Here is a 16,242-nt window from a genome sequence, read left to right as displayed (position 1 = left end):
AATGAGCTTATCCAAATCAGCTTAGTTTTCGCGCGTGTTGGTAAACTGAATATCAGGGTAGCGCTCTTGAGCAAGCTGTAAATTCACCATGGTCGGTGCGATGTACGTAAGGTTATCACCACCATCTAAGGCAAGGTTTTGCTCGCCCTTGCGTCGGAATTCGTCCAGCTTTTTTTCGTCGCCACTGTAAACCCAACGCGCCGTTGCTACGTTAACGTGCTCGTATAAGGCATCTACGTTGTATTCCGCTTTAAGACGCGCAACAACCACATCAAACTGCAGAACACCTACCGCGCCCACAATAAGGTCGTTGTTTGCAAGAGGACGGAAAACCTGAACCGCACCTTCTTCTGAAAGCTGAATAAGCCCTTTAAGCAGCTGCTTTTGCTTTAGCGGATCTTTTAAGCGAATTCGCTTAAATAGCTCAGGTGCGAAGTTAGGAATGCCGGTAAAACGGTAATTGTCACCCGATGTGAACGTATCACCAATACGGATGGTACCGTGATTATGCAAGCCTATAATGTCACCAGCATAAGCTTCTTCTAGCAGTGCGCGATCGCCAGCAAGGAATGTTAGTGCATCTGAAATACGCACGTCTTTGCCCAAGCGACTGTTGCGCATTTTCATGCCCTTTTCATACTTACCCGACACAATTCGGCAAAATGCAATGCGGTCGCGGTGTTTAGGATCCATATTCGCTTGAATCTTAAATACAAAGCCGCTGAACTTACCGTCAGTACTCTCTATAGTGCCTTCTTCAGTTTCACGACCAAGTGGTGCAGGCGCCCACTCAACAAGGCCATCAAGCATATGGTCTACACCAAAGTTACCTAATGCTGTACCGAAAAATACTGGCGTTAATTGACCTTCTAAGAAAAGCTCTTGCTCAAATTCATTAGACGCACCGCGTACAAGTTCTAATTCATCACGCAGTGTTTCAACAAGGTCGCTACCTACCGCAGTATCAAGCTCTGGGTTATCTAGCCCCTTGATAATACGCACGTCTTGAATTGTGTGACCTTGACCGGTTTGATACAAAATAGTTTCGTCGCGATGCAGGTGATAAACGCCTTTGAAGCTTTTACCGCAACCAATTGGCCAGGTAATTGGCGCGCATAAAATATCAAGCTCTGTTTCTACTTCATCCAACAGTTCCATAGGATCGCGAATATCGCGGTCGAGCTTGTTCATAAAGGTTACGATAGGTGTATCGCGAAGACGCGTAACTTCCATCAGTTTACGTGTTCTGTCCTCTACACCTTTTGCTGCATCAATTACCATCAGGCATGAGTCAACAGCGGTAAGCGTACGATAAGTATCTTCAGAAAAGTCTTCGTGCCCTGGTGTATCTAGAAGATTCACCAAGTGGTCGCTGTACGGAAACTGCATGACAGATGTTGTCACCGAGATACCACGCTCTTTTTCCATCTCCATCCAGTCAGACTTGGCATGCTGCCCTGACTTTTTACCTTTTACAGTACCGGCAGTTTGTAGCGCGCGTCCGAACAATAATACTTTTTCAGTAATGGTAGTTTTACCGGCATCGGGGTGCGATATGATGGCGAACGTGCGTCGCTTTTTAATCTCTTCTAACAGCTTCTTATCTGACATTAATACTTATCTTCGTTATCTATCATCTTTGCAAACAACGTGTTTGCTAATGCGTTTCAAAGCGGATAAGCACTGCTTTTCCGCGCAAACTTAACGTTGCGATAAAACGCTTGATACATCATGGAATTTATTGGCGCGAATTTTAGCATTTTACGGCACGTAACAGTAGAGTGAATTGCCAAGAAACTTTGGGGTGTTTTTTGTCGTTGATAAAACAAATAATGCCGAAGAATGTTCCTGCTACATCTAGGTGTCAAAAACTAGACAGTAACAGTTAAATTTAACTATTGTGTTACTATGGATCGCAAAGGTTATAGCAAAGAATACTGCGTCAAAAACGTAGCTATTCTATTGGTTTATAAAGGAACTTCATGAAGAGAAGCTGCTTATTGTTTATTGTTTTACTGCTTAATTTCCATGAAGCGTTCGCATCTGCCAAATTCAATAATGAAAACAGTGCACTGGTGCTTGATGAACATATGGAGTTCGCCGTAAGCGACACAATATCATCTGATAACCTAAAGTGGGTGAAAGATGACGCCATACTGAATAGGCAGCCAAACCAGTATCTTCACTTTCGCGTCACGCTAAATAATGAATTCAACCAAACAATTCCAGTGTGGTTTAGTGTTGGCTTTCCGGCCATGAAAACCTTGGTCGTTAAAGCCAATGGAGAGGTATGGGAGACAGGAGACGCTTTCCCATTTAAATCAAGAGAAGTTCACGTTTCGAATTATCATTTTCCTCTACAGCTACAACCAAAAGAAACAGAACTGATTCAAGGGTATATGAAGGGTGAAATACTGCGCTACACGTTTGTTGTGGGTTCACCGGAATATTTTACCAATATGTATGTTGATACCCTTCAACGTGATATGACATTTTTCGGTGCAATGTCGCTGCTAACGCTGCTCTGCTTTTTAGGCTTTTTTGCTAGCCGGAAGATTGTATTCCTGAGCTTCGCCACATTCATTTTCGCAACCACATTCTGGTTTTTTCGAGTATTTGGATACGCCTTTGAACTGTTATGGCCACAAGCTCCATGGCTAAATGATATTAGCTATGCAGTTAGCGTTTATGCGGTTTTAATCTCTTCTTTCTGGGTAGTTTTTGCTAGCCTTTCAAGAGATGGGCACCAAGTGTTCGGCGCAACATGGGCGAAATGGTTTTGTGTAGCATTACCTTTTATTGGCCTACTAGCATGGCAAACAGTTAGCTTAGACTTTGCACTTAAACTACCTGTACTCCTGTTTTTCGGCTTCATTGTTATGGCAGCTATCGTGATAACCGTGGAACATAAAAAGGGTTCGGACCGAGCTAAATGGCTGGCCGCGGCGATGCTTCCAGTCACACTGAGCACGCTAATTCTAATCTCCATTGCTGTTTTTCAGATATCCATCGACCTTGATCCCATTGCTACCTTTATGACAGGTATCGTTCTTACTTCCCTGTTTATTGTTTCACTAACTACCAGCTACATGGTTAAAGTGGTTCAGCGAGAAAGAGATGCTCAAAAAGTAGCTGCGCAAGACAAAGCTCGACAAGCCGAAAAGTTAGAGGCTCTGGTAAAAGAGCGAACGCTTGAACTGGAAAAAACAAATAAAACGCTCGCTAAATTAGCATCATGCGACGTACTCACGGGGCTTCCAAATCGTCGAAGCATCGACTTTTTCGTAGACGAATCATTCACTGCTAACTCAGATGATGCGCAGCAATGCACAGAAGATATAGTACTTTTTGTGGCTTTACTCGACCTTGATCACTTTAAAAGCATTAACGATAGATATGGACATGACTTGGGCGATATAGTGCTTAAGGCGGTTGCACATGTGCTCCAAGACTTTAATAACGATACTCGAATTGCAGGACGATACGGCGGAGAGGAATTTGCAGTAATAGAAAGAAAGAGAGAAAGAAAGCGAGAGCGAGGAAACCACGAGGAAGCGTCCTTTGCAAAAACACTTTCTACAATTCACAAGTCGATTAATGAGCTTGAAATCGCTGAGCTTCCAGACCAACAAGTAGGTGTGAGCATAGGATGGTCGAGCTGCACAACTTCTGATGATATCGTTGATGCGTTTAGGCGAGCAGATAACGCCCTTTATGCCGCGAAGGATAGAGGGCGAAATGTAATACTAGATAGTTAACAATTAACGTACTACCTGCAAAAAGCATTTAATACGCAGTGCAACTAGTCCCATTCAGGGGCAAAGTCAGGCGTAGCTTGACGGTCTCCACAGTCAAGAGCGTCTATTTTTGCAATGTCTTCAGCGTCTAGCTTAAGTGATAACGACTTGAAGTTAGTTTCCAAATTCTTGCGCTTTGTTGAGGACGGTATAGTTATTAAGCCGTGTGCTAACTCCCATGCAACTACCACCTCAGCGGCTGTTACATTGTGCTTTTCTGCTATAGCGATAATGGTATCGTCTTTTAGCACCTTTCCTACAGCAAAAGGCATATAGCCTGTCACCGTTATACCATGCTTTGCACAGGCCTCACGTACCTTCTCGTTTATCAAATAAGGATGAACCTCAACCTGATTTGTGGCAATTTGGCCTTCGCCCAAGATGCTTACTGCCTGTTCAATTTGAGCAACAGTGAAATTAGAAACGCCAATTGCTTTGGTAAGGCCCATTTCTTTCACGCGCAGAAGTTCACCCAAATACTCTTCCATGCTTTCGCCGTTCTCAGGTGAAGGCCAATGAATAAGCAAAAGGTCGACATAAGATAGCTGCAGCTTGTTTAAGCTCTCTTTTACGCTATCAACAAACTGTGACTTGTTTAGCTTGTCATTCCACACTTTAGTAGTAACAAAAATATCCTCTCGCTCAACGCTACTGTCTTTAATAGCACGACCTACAGACTCTTCGTTACCATAAATTTGTGCTGTATCAATGTGCCTAAAGCCAACGTCTAGCGCCATTGTTACGCTGTCGTATGCTTCGTCATCTTTTAGACGAAATGTACCTACGCCTAATGAAGGAATGTTCCATGGTGATTGCTGTGCTACTTGCATAACGTCTCCTTTTAAGTTGAATACTTTATAGTGTTTGATAGGCCCATTTAGACCAGTTTCAACCCCAAAACGTTAATCTTCACTAACTACAGGCTATTGAACTTGAACAAGTGGGCATTGATTTCTAGCATAATTGGTCTTGCGGAATTTACGACTTCAGCGTTTGCGGAGCATTTTTGTCTAGGTAACCACTGAAACGGGTAAGTAATAGCGCTGCGACCGAGATAAGCGCACCTATCCATGCTGTATCAGACAATTGCATACCATCTACAATTGCGCCTCCCAAGATAGAGCCCACTGCAATGCCAATGTTAAATGCGGCAATGTTAAGACCTGAAGCTACGTCTACGGCATTGGGCGTATACTTCTCAGCCAATTGCACAACGTATACTTGAAGGCCGGGAACGTTACCAAAAGCAAAGGCTCCCCATAGCAGTACCGTGATCACAGCAGCTACCTTACTTCCCATAGTAAACGTTAGTGCAAACAGAATAATGGCAAGTGCAGAAAAGATAACGGTAAGTGCGCGAATTGGGCCTTTCTTATCCGCAAGTTTCCCACCGTATATGTTCCCTACTGCAACCGAAACGCCATAAACAAGCATAATTAGGCTTATAGCTGAGGGCGCAAAACCGGCCTCCTCTTGCAAAATAGGCGCTAAATAGGTAAAGGCCGTAAACGTACCGCCATAACCTAATATGGTCATAAGATAGACTAGTATAAGCCTAGGCTGAACAAGTACTCTCATTTGTTCACTGAACGTAGCGGGCTTGCTTTGCTTTAAGTTATTTGGCACCAGTAATGCGCTGCCAATCAGCGCAATAGTACCTAGCGCGGAAACCACTAAAAATGTGGCTCTCCATCCAAAGTTTTGCCCTATCCAGGTGCCTAACGGCACACCAGTAACAAGCGCTACAGTTAAGCCTGTAAACATAATGGCAATAGCACTCGCTTCCTTTTCTTTTGCGACCAAACCGGTAGCAATTGTTGAGCCTATAGAGAAAAATACGCCGTGGGCAAGACCCGTTAACACTCTAGCCACTATCAAACTCTCGTAACTAGGAGCCTGCCAAGCCAGTAGGTTTCCCGCCACAAAAAGCGCCATTAAACTTAATAGAACATGCTTTCTGTTCCATTTTCCAGTAAGTGCGGTTAACACTGGTGCGCCTACGGCAACTCCAACGGCGTATAAGCTAACTAACAAACCCGCACTGGGTAGTGAAACGCCTAAATCAGCGGCAATTGTTGGCACTAGCCCTACAATTACAAATTCTGTAGTACCAATAGCAAACGCACTTAGCGTTAGTGCAAATAATGCAATAGGCATTGTTAATCCTCACATCGTTAAAAGGCAAAGCGCAGCAGTAATAAAAAGCGCTCTGTTCTTTGTTATTTAAAAGTGTGTACAGTGTGAGGTGTTTTTTATTTGCAAAAAATAGCACTAATGACAAAATACTTTTGTTGTTTTCGTAAAAGAGTGTGCATTATGGCAGTGAAATCTAAAACCGAAGATCTTGAGGCATTTCTTACTGTGGTAGATACGGGAAGCTTCTCGGGCGCTGCAAGCTTGTTAAATCAGCAAGTAGCCAAAGTTAGCCGAGCTGTAACACGACTTGAAACGCAATTAGACGTCACGCTGTTAAACAGAACAACGCGAAGGCTAGAGTTGACTGAGGAAGGCGCTCTATTTTTACGCTACGCCCGAGAAAGCTTAAACACGCTAGAAAAAGGTGAAGAAGCGCTAAAGCTGCTTAAACACGCTCCATCAGGAAAGCTTCGTGTAGATGCCGCAAGCCCTTTTGTACTTCATCAACTTGCGCCTTTGGTCAAACCTTTCAATAAGCTGTATCCAGATATCTCTTTAGATATCACAAGCCACGACAGTATTATCGATTTACTGGAGCACAAAACGGATATTGCTATCCGCATAGGTGATTTAGGTGACTCAAACCTGCACGCTCGCCACTTAGGTAGAAGTAAGCTTTATCTTGTTGCAAGCCCTGAATACTTAAAAGATAACCCTATAAATGGCGACGTGAGTTCATTACCCCGACATAAACTCATTGGGTTTAGCGACTCAGCAAGCCTTAATAAATGGCCGTTAAAGCAAGAACCTAAACTTTCATTTCATTTGCAGGCATCAAGTGGCGAAACCATTAGGCACTTGTGTTTAGCGGGCCAAGGAATCGCTTTGTTGTCTTATTTTATGATTCATCACGATATCGAAAACGGTACGCTGGTCCCTATTTTCAAAGACGATATTGTCTCTCCAAACCGACGAGAAGCCGTGCAAGCGGTTTACTACAAAAATAGTGCTGTCTCGTCACGTATCACTGCTTTCCTTGATTTTATTCAACCAAGGCTGACACTTTAAACTTAGGTTATTGCCCTTTGCCTAGTAGCTTTTTCAAGGCGCTCGGCGGCAAGCCATTCACAATCAACGCAGCAATCATAAGTACTGCACCAGCAACCACCATAGGCAGTAGTGTTTCGTTTAATATGATCACTGAACTTACATAACCCACAATAGGCGTAAGCGTGCTTATAAGTACAATTTTATCAGGGGGAAGTTTCGGGCCAGCAGCAACCATTAAGCCAAACCCTAAGCCTGTAGCTACAGGGCCGATGTACATTAAAAGCAGCCAGTCTTGCCATGCATAGTTTACAAAATCTGGTGTGGGCTCAAATACAAGCGCTAGGGCAAGCATCGCCGCGCCTGCAACAGTGAACTGCCAAAATACGGCTTCAATCACCGTGCCCTGCCACTTGTGAAACGACACCCTTCTAATTGCAAGCGCCCATAACGCAGAGGCAAGTAACATTCCGGACAGGGGTAACCAAGCGCCAGGCTCACCACTAGCGAACAAAATCATGGCACAACCAATGGTAGAAATACCCGTTAATATCAGCCTTTTTGAAGGCGGTTTTTGCCTGTACCACAGCGTGTCGATAAGTAACATCCAAAGCGGTGTGGTATAGATCAATATGCTTGCAGTACCGGCTGGAATGTATTGCAGCGATAGCGTAATTAACCCCATTGATAAAATAAATTGAAAAAAAGCTACCACCAGCACAACTGCGCGATCTTTGCGGTTTAAAATAGGCAGCCTTTTCTTTGTGAACAGCACGAAAATAGCAAGGACGGGTAAGCTTAATAAAAAGCGCAAGCACACCATCCACACTGGGCCAACTATTTCTAACCCTACTTTCATACCAGGCCAGTTTAACCCTAAACACAATACGGCAACCAAAAGCATTTTTATGCCTTTAGACTGCTGTTTTTCCATTATCGATGCTGTAGACATTTATTTTCTTGTCCAAGATAACGCGAGGTTACTTTGTCGCGATTAAGAAGAATCTAAAACCGTATTGTGAATACTAGAACAGGGCACGGTTTTTTGCGGGCGCAAATATAAGTTAATTCAAAGAGGATTGAAACCATTGCGAGGTAAAATAACAGAGAAAGCTGACCACATGGTCAACATAAATAAACAGTGTATGGAAAGAATTAATTACAGATAAAAAAATGCGCAAGCAAGGTAGTGTTTATAGTGGTTTTTCCCACTTCATTATGACAGCATTTTCCTTACCGTTTGCTAGCGGATAATAGTTTTTGCGAATTTCGATGTGATAAAAGCCGTGTTTCTCATACAGTGCAATAGCACTTTCATTGCTCTCTCTCACCTCTAACCACACTTCTACCATACTGTTGTGTAATGATAATGCCAGCACGTGCTTAAGCAACATATCCCCTATTCCACGGCCACGGCATTCCTGTTTAACTGCAATGTCCATAAGGGTGGCTTCATCTAGTACTTCCAGCATAATGGCGTAACCCACAACAATCTCATCTTCTACTGCAAAAACACAGTAATAAGGAGGCGTTAGACAATCTTCGAAGGTGGTGAATTTCCAAGGTGAAAACTGTGCTTCAACATGAATTTCATAAGCTTGCATTATCCATGCAGTCGATGTGTCAGAAGTGACGAGGTGCAGGTTCATTAGTAATTATCGGGTTTGCGAAAAGCTAATTAATGCCTGCCAAAGCGCTCGCTTTTGCTTCTTATCTAGAGAAAGTGGGGCTGCAGGAAGAATGATTGCGTGTTCGTCTACCTTTAACGCAGTGCTTATCATCACACTAGCAACCAATGTAGACGGCAACCCAAGCTGCACACAAGCAAGCTGCAAATCACTAAGCCATAATGCAGCTTGTTCGCGTTGCTCGGCACTTAAAGGAACGCCTTCGGGAGATAAAGGAACGTTTCTCGGCTTTGCAGAGCTGCTGTGTGCTTGTGCATTTGAAGGTGCTGAAACTGAGGCTTTGACTGCCGGCTTATCAGGCTTCGTCTCTGATTTTGCTCCGCCACCCATTTGTGCGCGTAACTGCGCAAGCTTTGATTGCTTTTCTTCTTGGGTAATCGGTTTGGCCTGTGGGCGTTCTGTAACTTGAGCCTGGGATGTTTGTGTTAAAGCCGCCCCGTTATTTACCTGCGCTACTGTGTTATCGCTTTTTTGCTCTTCATAAGCTTTCTTGGTTACCCAAACGGTAATCCCCATTTCTTGAAGAACAGCTTGTTGGTACGAGGTTAGCGACATGGTGCTCACAGAATAACTTTGACTTGGCATAGTTTACGCGATGTTCATACAATATTAAACCTTGCCAGTACACCATACGCGTAACATTGCATATGAAGTACAAGACATTGAAAGCAGGTACTTTAAGGGTTACTTGTGGAAATAATTTGCTTTTCTATTTATCAGTATGAATATTGTTTTGTACAGGAAGTACAAGAGAAGAAAGTGGCAGGGGTGGAGGGACTCGAACCCCCAACCATCGGTTTTGGAGACCGCTGTTCTACCAATTCGAACTACACCCCTAGCGCGCTGTGCATTATACGGATGCGTTAACAAAGGTAAAGCGTTTTTCGTGTCAGTGGCAACTGCATGCTCATTTAACATGCAATACGATGTTTTTTCAGTCTATTCTGCTTCACTTTGACCTAAGGCCTTAAACCATAAGTCGTTTGTAACCGATACAATTTCCTTATGAAGCTGGAATTTAGCTAACGCTTCGTCAAAAGAAATACCAAGTATGGTGGTATAGCACTGTAAAAGCGCTGTGCTCTCTTCAACAGTTAACTTATTAATCAAACAGCAGCTTGCCAAATCGAAGTAACGGTTTCCCATTGCTGAGTACTCCCAGTCAATAACAACGGGAATATCGTTCGCTCTGCACAATACATGACTGGATAATAAATCATTATGGCAAAGTACTAAGTCATTGTCGTCTTGCTCACTTTTAATCACGTTACTACGAAGCGATACAGCGTGCAGGTACAGCGAGTCATTTGGTTCCAAATTAGCGACATTTATATAGTGTTGCCAGCGTTCAATAAGATTCAATGGCCTTGCAGTAATTGGCAGTTGGTGGATTCGAGCGAGTACATTAGCAAGGGTTTCAGGTTTTGCCTGCGCAACTTTTATATTTGGTTGCCATTGCTCTACCCATAGTGTTTCATCATCACTTAGCCAAATGGCACGGGGAGCAATATCAAGCGAATGCAACTGTTGTTGAAGTACAAACTGGTGAGTACGATTCACACCGCTGAAAGTGTCGTTACCCAGCCATTTTACTGCGTAGTCTGCGCTTGAAGATGTATCGTCATTTCCTTCATCCTGAACGCGATAAACATCATTTACCGCGCCTGCGGGATGCTTGGTGATTTTTGCATTGTCGGAAAGCCTAAGCGCCTTCTGCAGAAGCGGGAGGATATTCAACATTTCTGCTCTGCTTGTTGTACTGCATCATCCATTGATAGTAACCAAATATTGAGAAAACGACATAGCCTGCAAACAAGCAGGCAGACAGTGCGTAACCCACTTGAAAATATAAAAAGGCGGAAGCAATATTGATGAAGAACCAGTACACCCAGTTCTCCAATATCTTATGGGCTACCATAAAGGTAGTTATGACGCTTAGCAAGTTGATACTTGCATCGAGCAGTAAAAAGTCACTATTGAACTGAGAGCTAGCCATTATCGACAAGCCCCAAGCAAGCAACAATAAGGTAGGCACTAACAAACTATGTAACCACCATGGCCAGTGGATAATCGCGCTTTTCTCTGAACCGCCCCCCCCCTTTGACCACTGATAATAGCCATAACCCGCCATTACCATGTAAAAGAAGTTTAATGCTGACTGAAAAGGCAAAGTTACTTGCCAAAACAAGTAGGTATAGATAGCCGTGCTCACGAAAGCACACAGCCAGCACCAACTATTTTGCAAAGCGGCTAATAATACATAACCAATGGCAAGCACTACTGCCACCCACTCTAGTAGTGAAGTGGCAGCAATTTGCTCTGAAAAGCTTGTAAGGAAATCGGCCATTACGACTTTCTTGCCTGCATCGCGTCAAAGTTGAGGAACTTAGCTACAAATATTGCCTGCCCCACCTCTTCGTGCGTACGCTGCATTTCTTTACCCAAAATACCCATTACCTCACCGTATTCACCTGTCACTTGCGTGCTCGTAGAGCTAGTCGAGACAGTGATGGTGTCATAACCGTTTAACCTATCAATGAAGTTTTGGATAGGTGGAATGTATTCGTTCACCAATGGATAAAGCGACAACTCAACCATAACGTGCATAACGCCTCCTAGAACTCGTACTTAACCGTAACACCGTACTGACGACCGTTACCAATTTGAAAGTACGGCTCATCGAATGCATACTCATCGCGAGGGTCGTTACTAAAGCCGCCGAATCCACGTGTGAAATACTCTCTATCAAACGCGTTTTGTACCCATAATGAAGTTTGCCAATCGCCGCTAAATAGCACCAGTTCTGAATTCACTAAAGCAAAACTTGGCGACGTTACGTCATGGCCATCTGAGAAACGGTACTCACTTTTAAAGTCTACATCGACGCGCCACATTAGATTATCGGTAAACGCATATTCACTAAATACGTTAGCAGTCCATTTTGGTGCTTGCGCCTGACGTTGTTCATCAATAACAGTACCATCAGCAAGTGTGTAACCTTCAAATTTAGCGCTTAGGTAACCTACCGAGGCATCAATACGAAACGCATCGCTTGCAAACCAAGAAAGCTCAAGTTCAGCTCCCTTGTTTTCGCCTACATCAGCATTGGCAATGACGTCTGCAAAACCCGAGCTACCATCTTCACGCTCAATAACTTCAAAGTCACTTATTTGTGTGTCTTTTCTATCCATGAAGAAAATAGCGGCACGTGCTGTTAGTGACGGTGTAAACAGTGGTCCTTTCACACCTAACTCATAGTTCCAGTTGTACTCTTCATCAAAGAAACGTTGATTGTCTTGAAGACGATTGTCTGGGTTAAAGCCAGCGCCTTTGAAGCCGCGCGATATACTTGCATAGTAGAAATGGTCACCGGCTGTATATTGCAGTGCCACTTTACCGCCCACCATATTGGTGTCGAATGCACGGCCTAAACCGTTATTATCGATAAAGTCGAAGTCATAATTTTCTAAACGAAGGCCCGCCACCAATGTCAGGTTTTCTTGAAGCGCGGTTTCTGTCTGTAAATAAAGCGCCGTAGTGGTTGGCTCGTAGGTACTTGCATAGTCGCCGTCTGCGAAGGTGTATTGACGAAGTAAATTCTCTTCAGTGGTTTTGTAAAATGCGCCCAGTGTCCAATCGGTCATGCCATCAAACAAAGCAGCACTTTCAGATGAAACAAATCGGATTTCACCGGTTTGTGTTTCTACATCTCTGAAATAAGCGTCAAAAGAGGTATAGCCAAATGGGTGAAAGCCGGTGAACGTCCAATCTTCATCGTAGCCATACGCAATATTATGAGACGCATGTGTTGCGATAAGAATTAAGTCGCCCGCTTTTGAAGACGTTGTAGAGCGTATACTCACTGCATGGGTTTGATGCTCGTCGAAACCCGGCTCGTCCGAGCGTGTTTTATTGTCGTTATCTAATGAAAATGCGTCGTAGCCGTTATCTATATCAAACCAGCGGTAGGTTAATGCTAGCTTAGTGCGTTCGCTAACGTTACCTTCTAAAGCAAAACGCAGTGCCGATTCGTCAATATTATTGGTGTCGTCTCTGCCTAAAAACGTATTTTCAACAAAACCATCGCTGCGGTTATGTACTAATGCAACACGATATCCCCAATCGCTGTTGATATTATTGCCAGTGGCCGCTTCTATACGATAGCTATCTTTATTGCCGATACGCGCTTCAACATAATCTGGCGCGGCATCACCTACTTCATTACTAGTAAGCTTTACTGCACCGGCTAATGCACCTGTTCCATACAGTGTGGCTTGAGGGCCTCGGTATACTTCTAACTGTTTAGTATCGAAAATAATGCCCGCAGCGGCCAAACCAGAGAAGTCGAATTCATCTACGATGAAGCTAACTGAAGGGTTAATGGGTTCAGCAAATTGACTGCGCTCACCAATACCGCGAATTTGAATGAAACGTCCTCGCGAAGCACCAGCAGCAAAATTAACATTGGGAATACTGTTTAACACACTGTCGACATGAGAAGGCTGTCTGCTACGAAGACGCTCTTGATCAATAATTGAAGCACTAGCACTCAGCTGGTCTAACGTGGTTTGACGAAAATCGCCTGTTACAACAACGCGCTCTATGTCTTTTGGCGATGCGCTATCTGTTTGAGCATTTTCGCTAACGTTTTGAGCGTAAACAGAAACCGAGCTGGCAATTAATGAAAGTGTGAAAAGTGATTTGTACATGGGATCTCTTATTCTTCTAAAGAAAAAAGACCCGGCTTTAACGGCAGGTGATTAGGCTAAATTGTGCACCATCCCTACGCCGGTATTATCCGGATCAGGTGTAAGGGTTCCCACGATGTGGATCTCAGACCGAAAACGGACACCCCTTGGTAACGTGAGCGCAGCTAAACTGCCGCACTCAAAAACTGCGACGGAGTCTACCAGTTAGATAAACATCGTCAAGCGAAGTTAGCGTTAAGCTAACTTCATATTAGAAATAACATATACACTTAGCTTTCTTCGATATTCATATTAAGCCTACGAACTTCATCGTCGGTTTGTGCCTTAAGAACTTCTAAAGTTTTTCCGTGAGACGTTGGAAGGCGAGTTTCAGGATCTACTTTTACAAACACAATATCGTCGGCAAAACAAATTGTCTTTTTTGTTGCCTTGTTTCTTACCAAGCAACTTACCGTTATAGAAGTACGACCTACTGCTTTTGTCTCTAATCCAAATTCTACAATATCGCCTTGTAATGCCGGAGACTCGAAGCTAATTTCACCAATGTGCTTTGTTACCAGGCAATTGGTTTCCAATTGACAAATTGCCCAAATGGCAGCTTCTTCGTCTATCCATTCCAACGCGCGCCCACCAAAAAGTGAATTGGCATAGTTAAGATCGTTTGGCATTACTAAACGCCGAGAAAGAAAGCGCATTCGAATTCCTCTTTATAAATCGCTACTATATGGCTAAGTATAACGAAAAATCACACCTATGGCGCTAAACGAATTACGTAATTGGCTTCATTTCCCTTATGAAAACGCACAGTTAAACGCAAGCATTCATAGGCGGTTACTTGTTGTTAACGGTAACGAAACATTTGTTGATGAACAGGCCACTGCGCTACTAGCACAATTAGCCCCTGACTTAACTGTAAACACGTTCTACAGTGCTAAGTTAAAGGGTAAGAATCGACAGAATTTACTGGGAAACGAGTGGGACATTGCTGTTTTAGATTGCCGCAGTGTATTTAGGCCCAGTATTTTGATGGCCGTAGCCGGAACGGTGAAAAAAAGTGGCTGTTTGGTCTTACTGTGTCCTGACCTAGAAAAGTGGCCCCATAATGTAAATTTAGATTTTATATCGTTTGGCTACGAGCAAAAGCACAGTCGATATCTGCGCTATTTTGTAACACACCTTAAGCTGCAACCGTGGGTATGTTTTCATAACGAAAACGAAACTATTATTCCAGACAACGCCGTACTGGCGGCGAATACAAACAAGCAAAATACAGCAGCGCCGTTCAAATCGGCCGATCAAGAAAAAGCCTTTACCGAATTACAGGCCCTTTACAATAAGAAAGCACTTAATGCCACTATTACCGCGCCTAGGGGGCGAGGTAAGTCTTCTCTTTTAGGCTTATTTACTGTTCACTTGTTAAAACAAGGGCAAAACATTCTGCTTACCAGCAGCAACATAGAAAACATTGCGAATATACTACAACGTCTTCCTTTTAACGACGATGACCAACGTTTATCTATTTCTTCAAGAAAAACACGATTAGAGCTAGATTCTGGCACCTTGCAATGGGTAGCACCGGACGATCCTAGATTGGTTAACGACCATGACGAACAATGGGACATTTTAATTGTTGATGAAGCGGCCTCTATTCCTCTACCTTCGTTGCAGTCATTTATTTCCCATCATCATCATTGGTTATTAAGTACTACGCTTCAAGGATACGAGGGAAGTGGTAGCGGCTTTATGCTGAAGCTTATGCCGACTTTGGAAAGCAATAGGGTATCCCATATAACACTAACCAGCCCAATACGCTGGTATGACAACGATTTACTCGAGCGTTTCCTTACGTCGCACTGTTTGTTCAACAGCTCACTATCTCTTAGCCCTAAAAGAGACGACGATTTAGAGATACAACATGCTGTGTTTTCAATTGAAGAAATTAACCGACTGTCTTTAGAGGATGTGAGTAGCATAATGCAGCTACTTGCTTCAGCGCACTATCAGACGACTCCTGACGATTTCATGCGAATTTATGATAGCCCAGAGACAGTGCTAGCAGTACTTAGAATAGAACATCAAATTGTTGCGGCATGTATCGTAAACAAAGAAGGCGGAGAAAAACTAGCACCACTGGCTTCTGATATTGCTGACGGCAAGCGTCGTCCTAAAGGCCATTTAGGCGCCCAAAGATTAGCACTTTTGAGCGCTAATAAAGATACGGCTTTACTTAATTACTGGAGAATAAATCGCATTGCAGTTATACCTCACCTTCAAAGCCTAGGGCTGGGCAGTAATATGCTTAAACAAATTATTAAAGAAGCTCAAAGCGAAGGTGTAGATGCCGTATCTACATCGTACGGTGCAACACATGAGTTACATGCATTCTGGGAGGCTAATAAATTTTCTATTGTTGATACAGGCAGAAAACCCAACAAAGCCAGTGGCGAAACAAGCGCAATGGCACTTTTGCCCTTAACTGACAACGCTCGTGCCCTCACGGTAACGTTACAGAACCTCCAAACAGCAATAAGCGCCAGTGCGACGTTTTCTTCTTTGTCAGAAAGTTTGCAAACGCTATACGTTAAAAAGGTGCTTCACTTTGCTTCAGGGTATCGACAGCTTGGTGATGCGCAGCCCTACCTTATTGCTATTGCGCATTATCAACGTGCAAATGCAGGTCTTAGTGAAAAACTAATAACACAAGACGTTCTAAGCGCTTTAACTAGTGGCATGGAGTCTGTGCACGCGCTGCAAGCACAATTAGGTGCAAACGGCATTAAAGAATTACAAGCAATTATTAGAAAAAGTATAGATTCTGAAAAACTTGCTTCGTTAATGACAAAGTAAGAACTGCAATTAGCCTCT

General features: G+C 43.5%; 14 protein-coding genes, 1 tRNA gene and 1 riboswitch. Of the genes, 3 read left to right on the top strand and 12 right to left on the bottom strand.

Annotation, left to right across the window (positions count from 1 at the left end):
- Positions 1 to 21: 21 nt before the first annotated feature.
- Positions 22 to 1,611 (bottom strand): peptide chain release factor 3, encoded by a 1,590-nt coding sequence (prfC, locus tag V7R35_RS01730; protein WP_334012904.1) that lies wholly within the window; start codon positions 1,609 to 1,611, stop codon positions 22 to 24.
- A 371-nt stretch (positions 1,612 to 1,982) separates the two neighbouring features.
- Here prfC and V7R35_RS01725 point away from each other — a divergent pair, with 371 nt between their 5' ends.
- Positions 1,983 to 3,758, top strand: coding sequence for a diguanylate cyclase (locus V7R35_RS01725; RefSeq protein ID WP_334012902.1), 1,776 nt, complete (start codon positions 1,983 to 1,985; stop codon positions 3,756 to 3,758).
- 44 nt (positions 3,759 to 3,802) lie between these two features.
- On the opposite strand, the gene dkgB is transcribed toward V7R35_RS01725, so the two are convergent.
- Together dkgB and V7R35_RS01715 are read right to left on the bottom strand one after the other, a co-directional pair.
- A complete protein-coding gene (dkgB, locus tag V7R35_RS01720; protein WP_334012900.1) occupies positions 3,803 to 4,627 on the bottom strand; it encodes a 2,5-didehydrogluconate reductase DkgB in 825 nt (274 codons plus the stop codon).
- A 148-nt stretch (positions 4,628 to 4,775) separates the two neighbouring features.
- Entirely contained in the window at positions 4,776 to 5,954 is a 1,179-nt protein-coding gene (locus V7R35_RS01715) for an MFS transporter (RefSeq protein WP_334012898.1), read from the bottom strand.
- Positions 5,955 to 6,113: 159 nt separating this feature from the next.
- Between V7R35_RS01715 and V7R35_RS01710 the strand changes: the two genes are divergently transcribed.
- Complete coding sequence (locus V7R35_RS01710; protein WP_334012897.1) at positions 6,114 to 7,001, top strand: LysR substrate-binding domain-containing protein; 888 nt, start codon at positions 6,114 to 6,116, stop codon at positions 6,999 to 7,001.
- A gap of 7 nt (positions 7,002 to 7,008) precedes the next feature.
- Here the strand turns inward: V7R35_RS01710 and V7R35_RS01705 are convergent, their stop codons facing one another.
- From V7R35_RS01705 to V7R35_RS01665, 9 genes are all read right to left on the bottom strand, one after another.
- Positions 7,009 to 7,932: a DMT family transporter gene (locus tag V7R35_RS01705; protein WP_334012895.1), complete on the bottom strand. Its 924-nt coding sequence runs from the start codon at positions 7,930 to 7,932 to the stop codon at positions 7,009 to 7,011.
- A gap of 241 nt (positions 7,933 to 8,173) precedes the next feature.
- Positions 8,174 to 8,629, bottom strand: a complete 456-nt coding sequence (gene rimI, locus V7R35_RS01700) for a ribosomal protein S18-alanine N-acetyltransferase (protein WP_334012894.1) — start codon at positions 8,627 to 8,629, stop codon at positions 8,174 to 8,176.
- 6 nt (positions 8,630 to 8,635) lie between these two features.
- Entirely contained in the window at positions 8,636 to 9,223 is a 588-nt protein-coding gene (locus V7R35_RS01695; protein ID WP_334012893.1) for an alanine acetyltransferase, read from the bottom strand.
- 205 nt (positions 9,224 to 9,428) lie between these two features.
- Positions 9,429 to 9,505, bottom strand: a tRNA-Trp gene (locus tag V7R35_RS01690).
- A 102-nt stretch (positions 9,506 to 9,607) separates the two neighbouring features.
- Positions 9,608 to 10,408: a phosphotransferase gene (locus V7R35_RS01685; RefSeq protein ID WP_334012891.1), complete on the bottom strand. Its 801-nt coding sequence runs from the start codon at positions 10,406 to 10,408 to the stop codon at positions 9,608 to 9,610.
- A complete protein-coding gene (gene pnuC, locus V7R35_RS01680; protein ID WP_334012889.1) occupies positions 10,371 to 11,015 on the bottom strand; it encodes a nicotinamide riboside transporter PnuC in 645 nt (214 codons plus the stop codon). Before pnuC ends, V7R35_RS01685 begins: the two co-directional genes overlap by 38 nt.
- Positions 11,015 to 11,275, bottom strand: a complete 261-nt coding sequence (locus V7R35_RS01675) for a hypothetical protein (protein ID WP_334012888.1) — start codon at positions 11,273 to 11,275, stop codon at positions 11,015 to 11,017. The genes pnuC and V7R35_RS01675 overlap by 1 nt, the downstream gene beginning before the upstream one ends.
- 8 nt (positions 11,276 to 11,283) lie before the next feature.
- Positions 11,284 to 13,377 (bottom strand): TonB-dependent receptor, encoded by a 2,094-nt coding sequence (locus tag V7R35_RS01670; RefSeq protein ID WP_334012887.1) that lies wholly within the window; start codon positions 13,375 to 13,377, stop codon positions 11,284 to 11,286.
- Positions 13,378 to 13,431: 54 nt separating this feature from the next.
- Positions 13,432 to 13,534, bottom strand: a riboswitch (TPP riboswitch).
- Between the two features lie 112 nt (positions 13,535 to 13,646).
- A complete protein-coding gene (locus V7R35_RS01665; protein ID WP_334012886.1) occupies positions 13,647 to 14,072 on the bottom strand; it encodes an acyl-CoA thioesterase in 426 nt (141 codons plus the stop codon).
- Positions 14,073 to 14,130: 58 nt separating this feature from the next.
- Here V7R35_RS01665 and V7R35_RS01660 point away from each other — a divergent pair, with 58 nt between their 5' ends.
- Positions 14,131 to 16,224, top strand: a complete 2,094-nt coding sequence (locus tag V7R35_RS01660; protein ID WP_334012884.1) for a GNAT family N-acetyltransferase — start codon at positions 14,131 to 14,133, stop codon at positions 16,222 to 16,224.
- The last annotated feature ends 18 nt before the right edge of the window (positions 16,225 to 16,242 follow it).

The sequence above is a fragment of the Alteromonas sp. S167 genome, from assembly GCF_036864375.1.
GTDB lineage: Bacteria > Pseudomonadota > Gammaproteobacteria > Enterobacterales > Alteromonadaceae > Alteromonas.
The sequence above is the reverse complement of the archived record's forward strand: the minus strand, read 5'-3'. Positions and strand labels throughout refer to the sequence as shown.

What these genes read in the sequence shown, in the direction of transcription:
- rimI (WP_334012894.1), bottom strand. Translation starts at nt 8,629, where the DNA reads ATGAACCTGCACCTCGTCACTTCTGACACATCGACTGCATGGATAATG.
- V7R35_RS01675 (WP_334012888.1), bottom strand. Translation starts at nt 11,275, where the DNA reads ATGCACGTTATGGTTGAGTTGTCGCTTTATCCATTGGTGAACGAATAC.
- V7R35_RS01695 (WP_334012893.1), bottom strand. Translation starts at nt 9,223, where the DNA reads ATGTCGCTAACCTCGTACCAACAAGCTGTTCTTCAAGAAATGGGGATT.
- prfC (WP_334012904.1), bottom strand. Translation starts at nt 1,611, where the DNA reads ATGTCAGATAAGAAGCTGTTAGAAGAGATTAAAAAGCGACGCACGTTC.
- V7R35_RS01725 (WP_334012902.1), top strand. Translation starts at nt 1,983, where the DNA reads ATGAAGAGAAGCTGCTTATTGTTTATTGTTTTACTGCTTAATTTCCAT.
- V7R35_RS01715 (WP_334012898.1), bottom strand. Translation starts at nt 5,954, where the DNA reads ATGCCTATTGCATTATTTGCACTAACGCTAAGTGCGTTTGCTATTGGT.
- V7R35_RS01660 (WP_334012884.1), top strand. Translation starts at nt 14,131, where the DNA reads ATGGCGCTAAACGAATTACGTAATTGGCTTCATTTCCCTTATGAAAAC.
- V7R35_RS01685 (WP_334012891.1), bottom strand. Translation starts at nt 10,408, where the DNA reads ATGTTGAATATCCTCCCGCTTCTGCAGAAGGCGCTTAGGCTTTCCGAC.
- V7R35_RS01710 (WP_334012897.1), top strand. Translation starts at nt 6,114, where the DNA reads ATGGCAGTGAAATCTAAAACCGAAGATCTTGAGGCATTTCTTACTGTG.
- V7R35_RS01665 (WP_334012886.1), bottom strand. Translation starts at nt 14,072, where the DNA reads ATGCGCTTTCTTTCTCGGCGTTTAGTAATGCCAAACGATCTTAACTAT.
- dkgB (WP_334012900.1), bottom strand. Translation starts at nt 4,627, where the DNA reads ATGCAAGTAGCACAGCAATCACCATGGAACATTCCTTCATTAGGCGTA.
- V7R35_RS01670 (WP_334012887.1), bottom strand. Translation starts at nt 13,377, where the DNA reads ATGTACAAATCACTTTTCACACTTTCATTAATTGCCAGCTCGGTTTCT.
- pnuC (WP_334012889.1), bottom strand. Translation starts at nt 11,015, where the DNA reads ATGGCCGATTTCCTTACAAGCTTTTCAGAGCAAATTGCTGCCACTTCA.
- V7R35_RS01705 (WP_334012895.1), bottom strand. Translation starts at nt 7,932, where the DNA reads ATGTCTACAGCATCGATAATGGAAAAACAGCAGTCTAAAGGCATAAAA.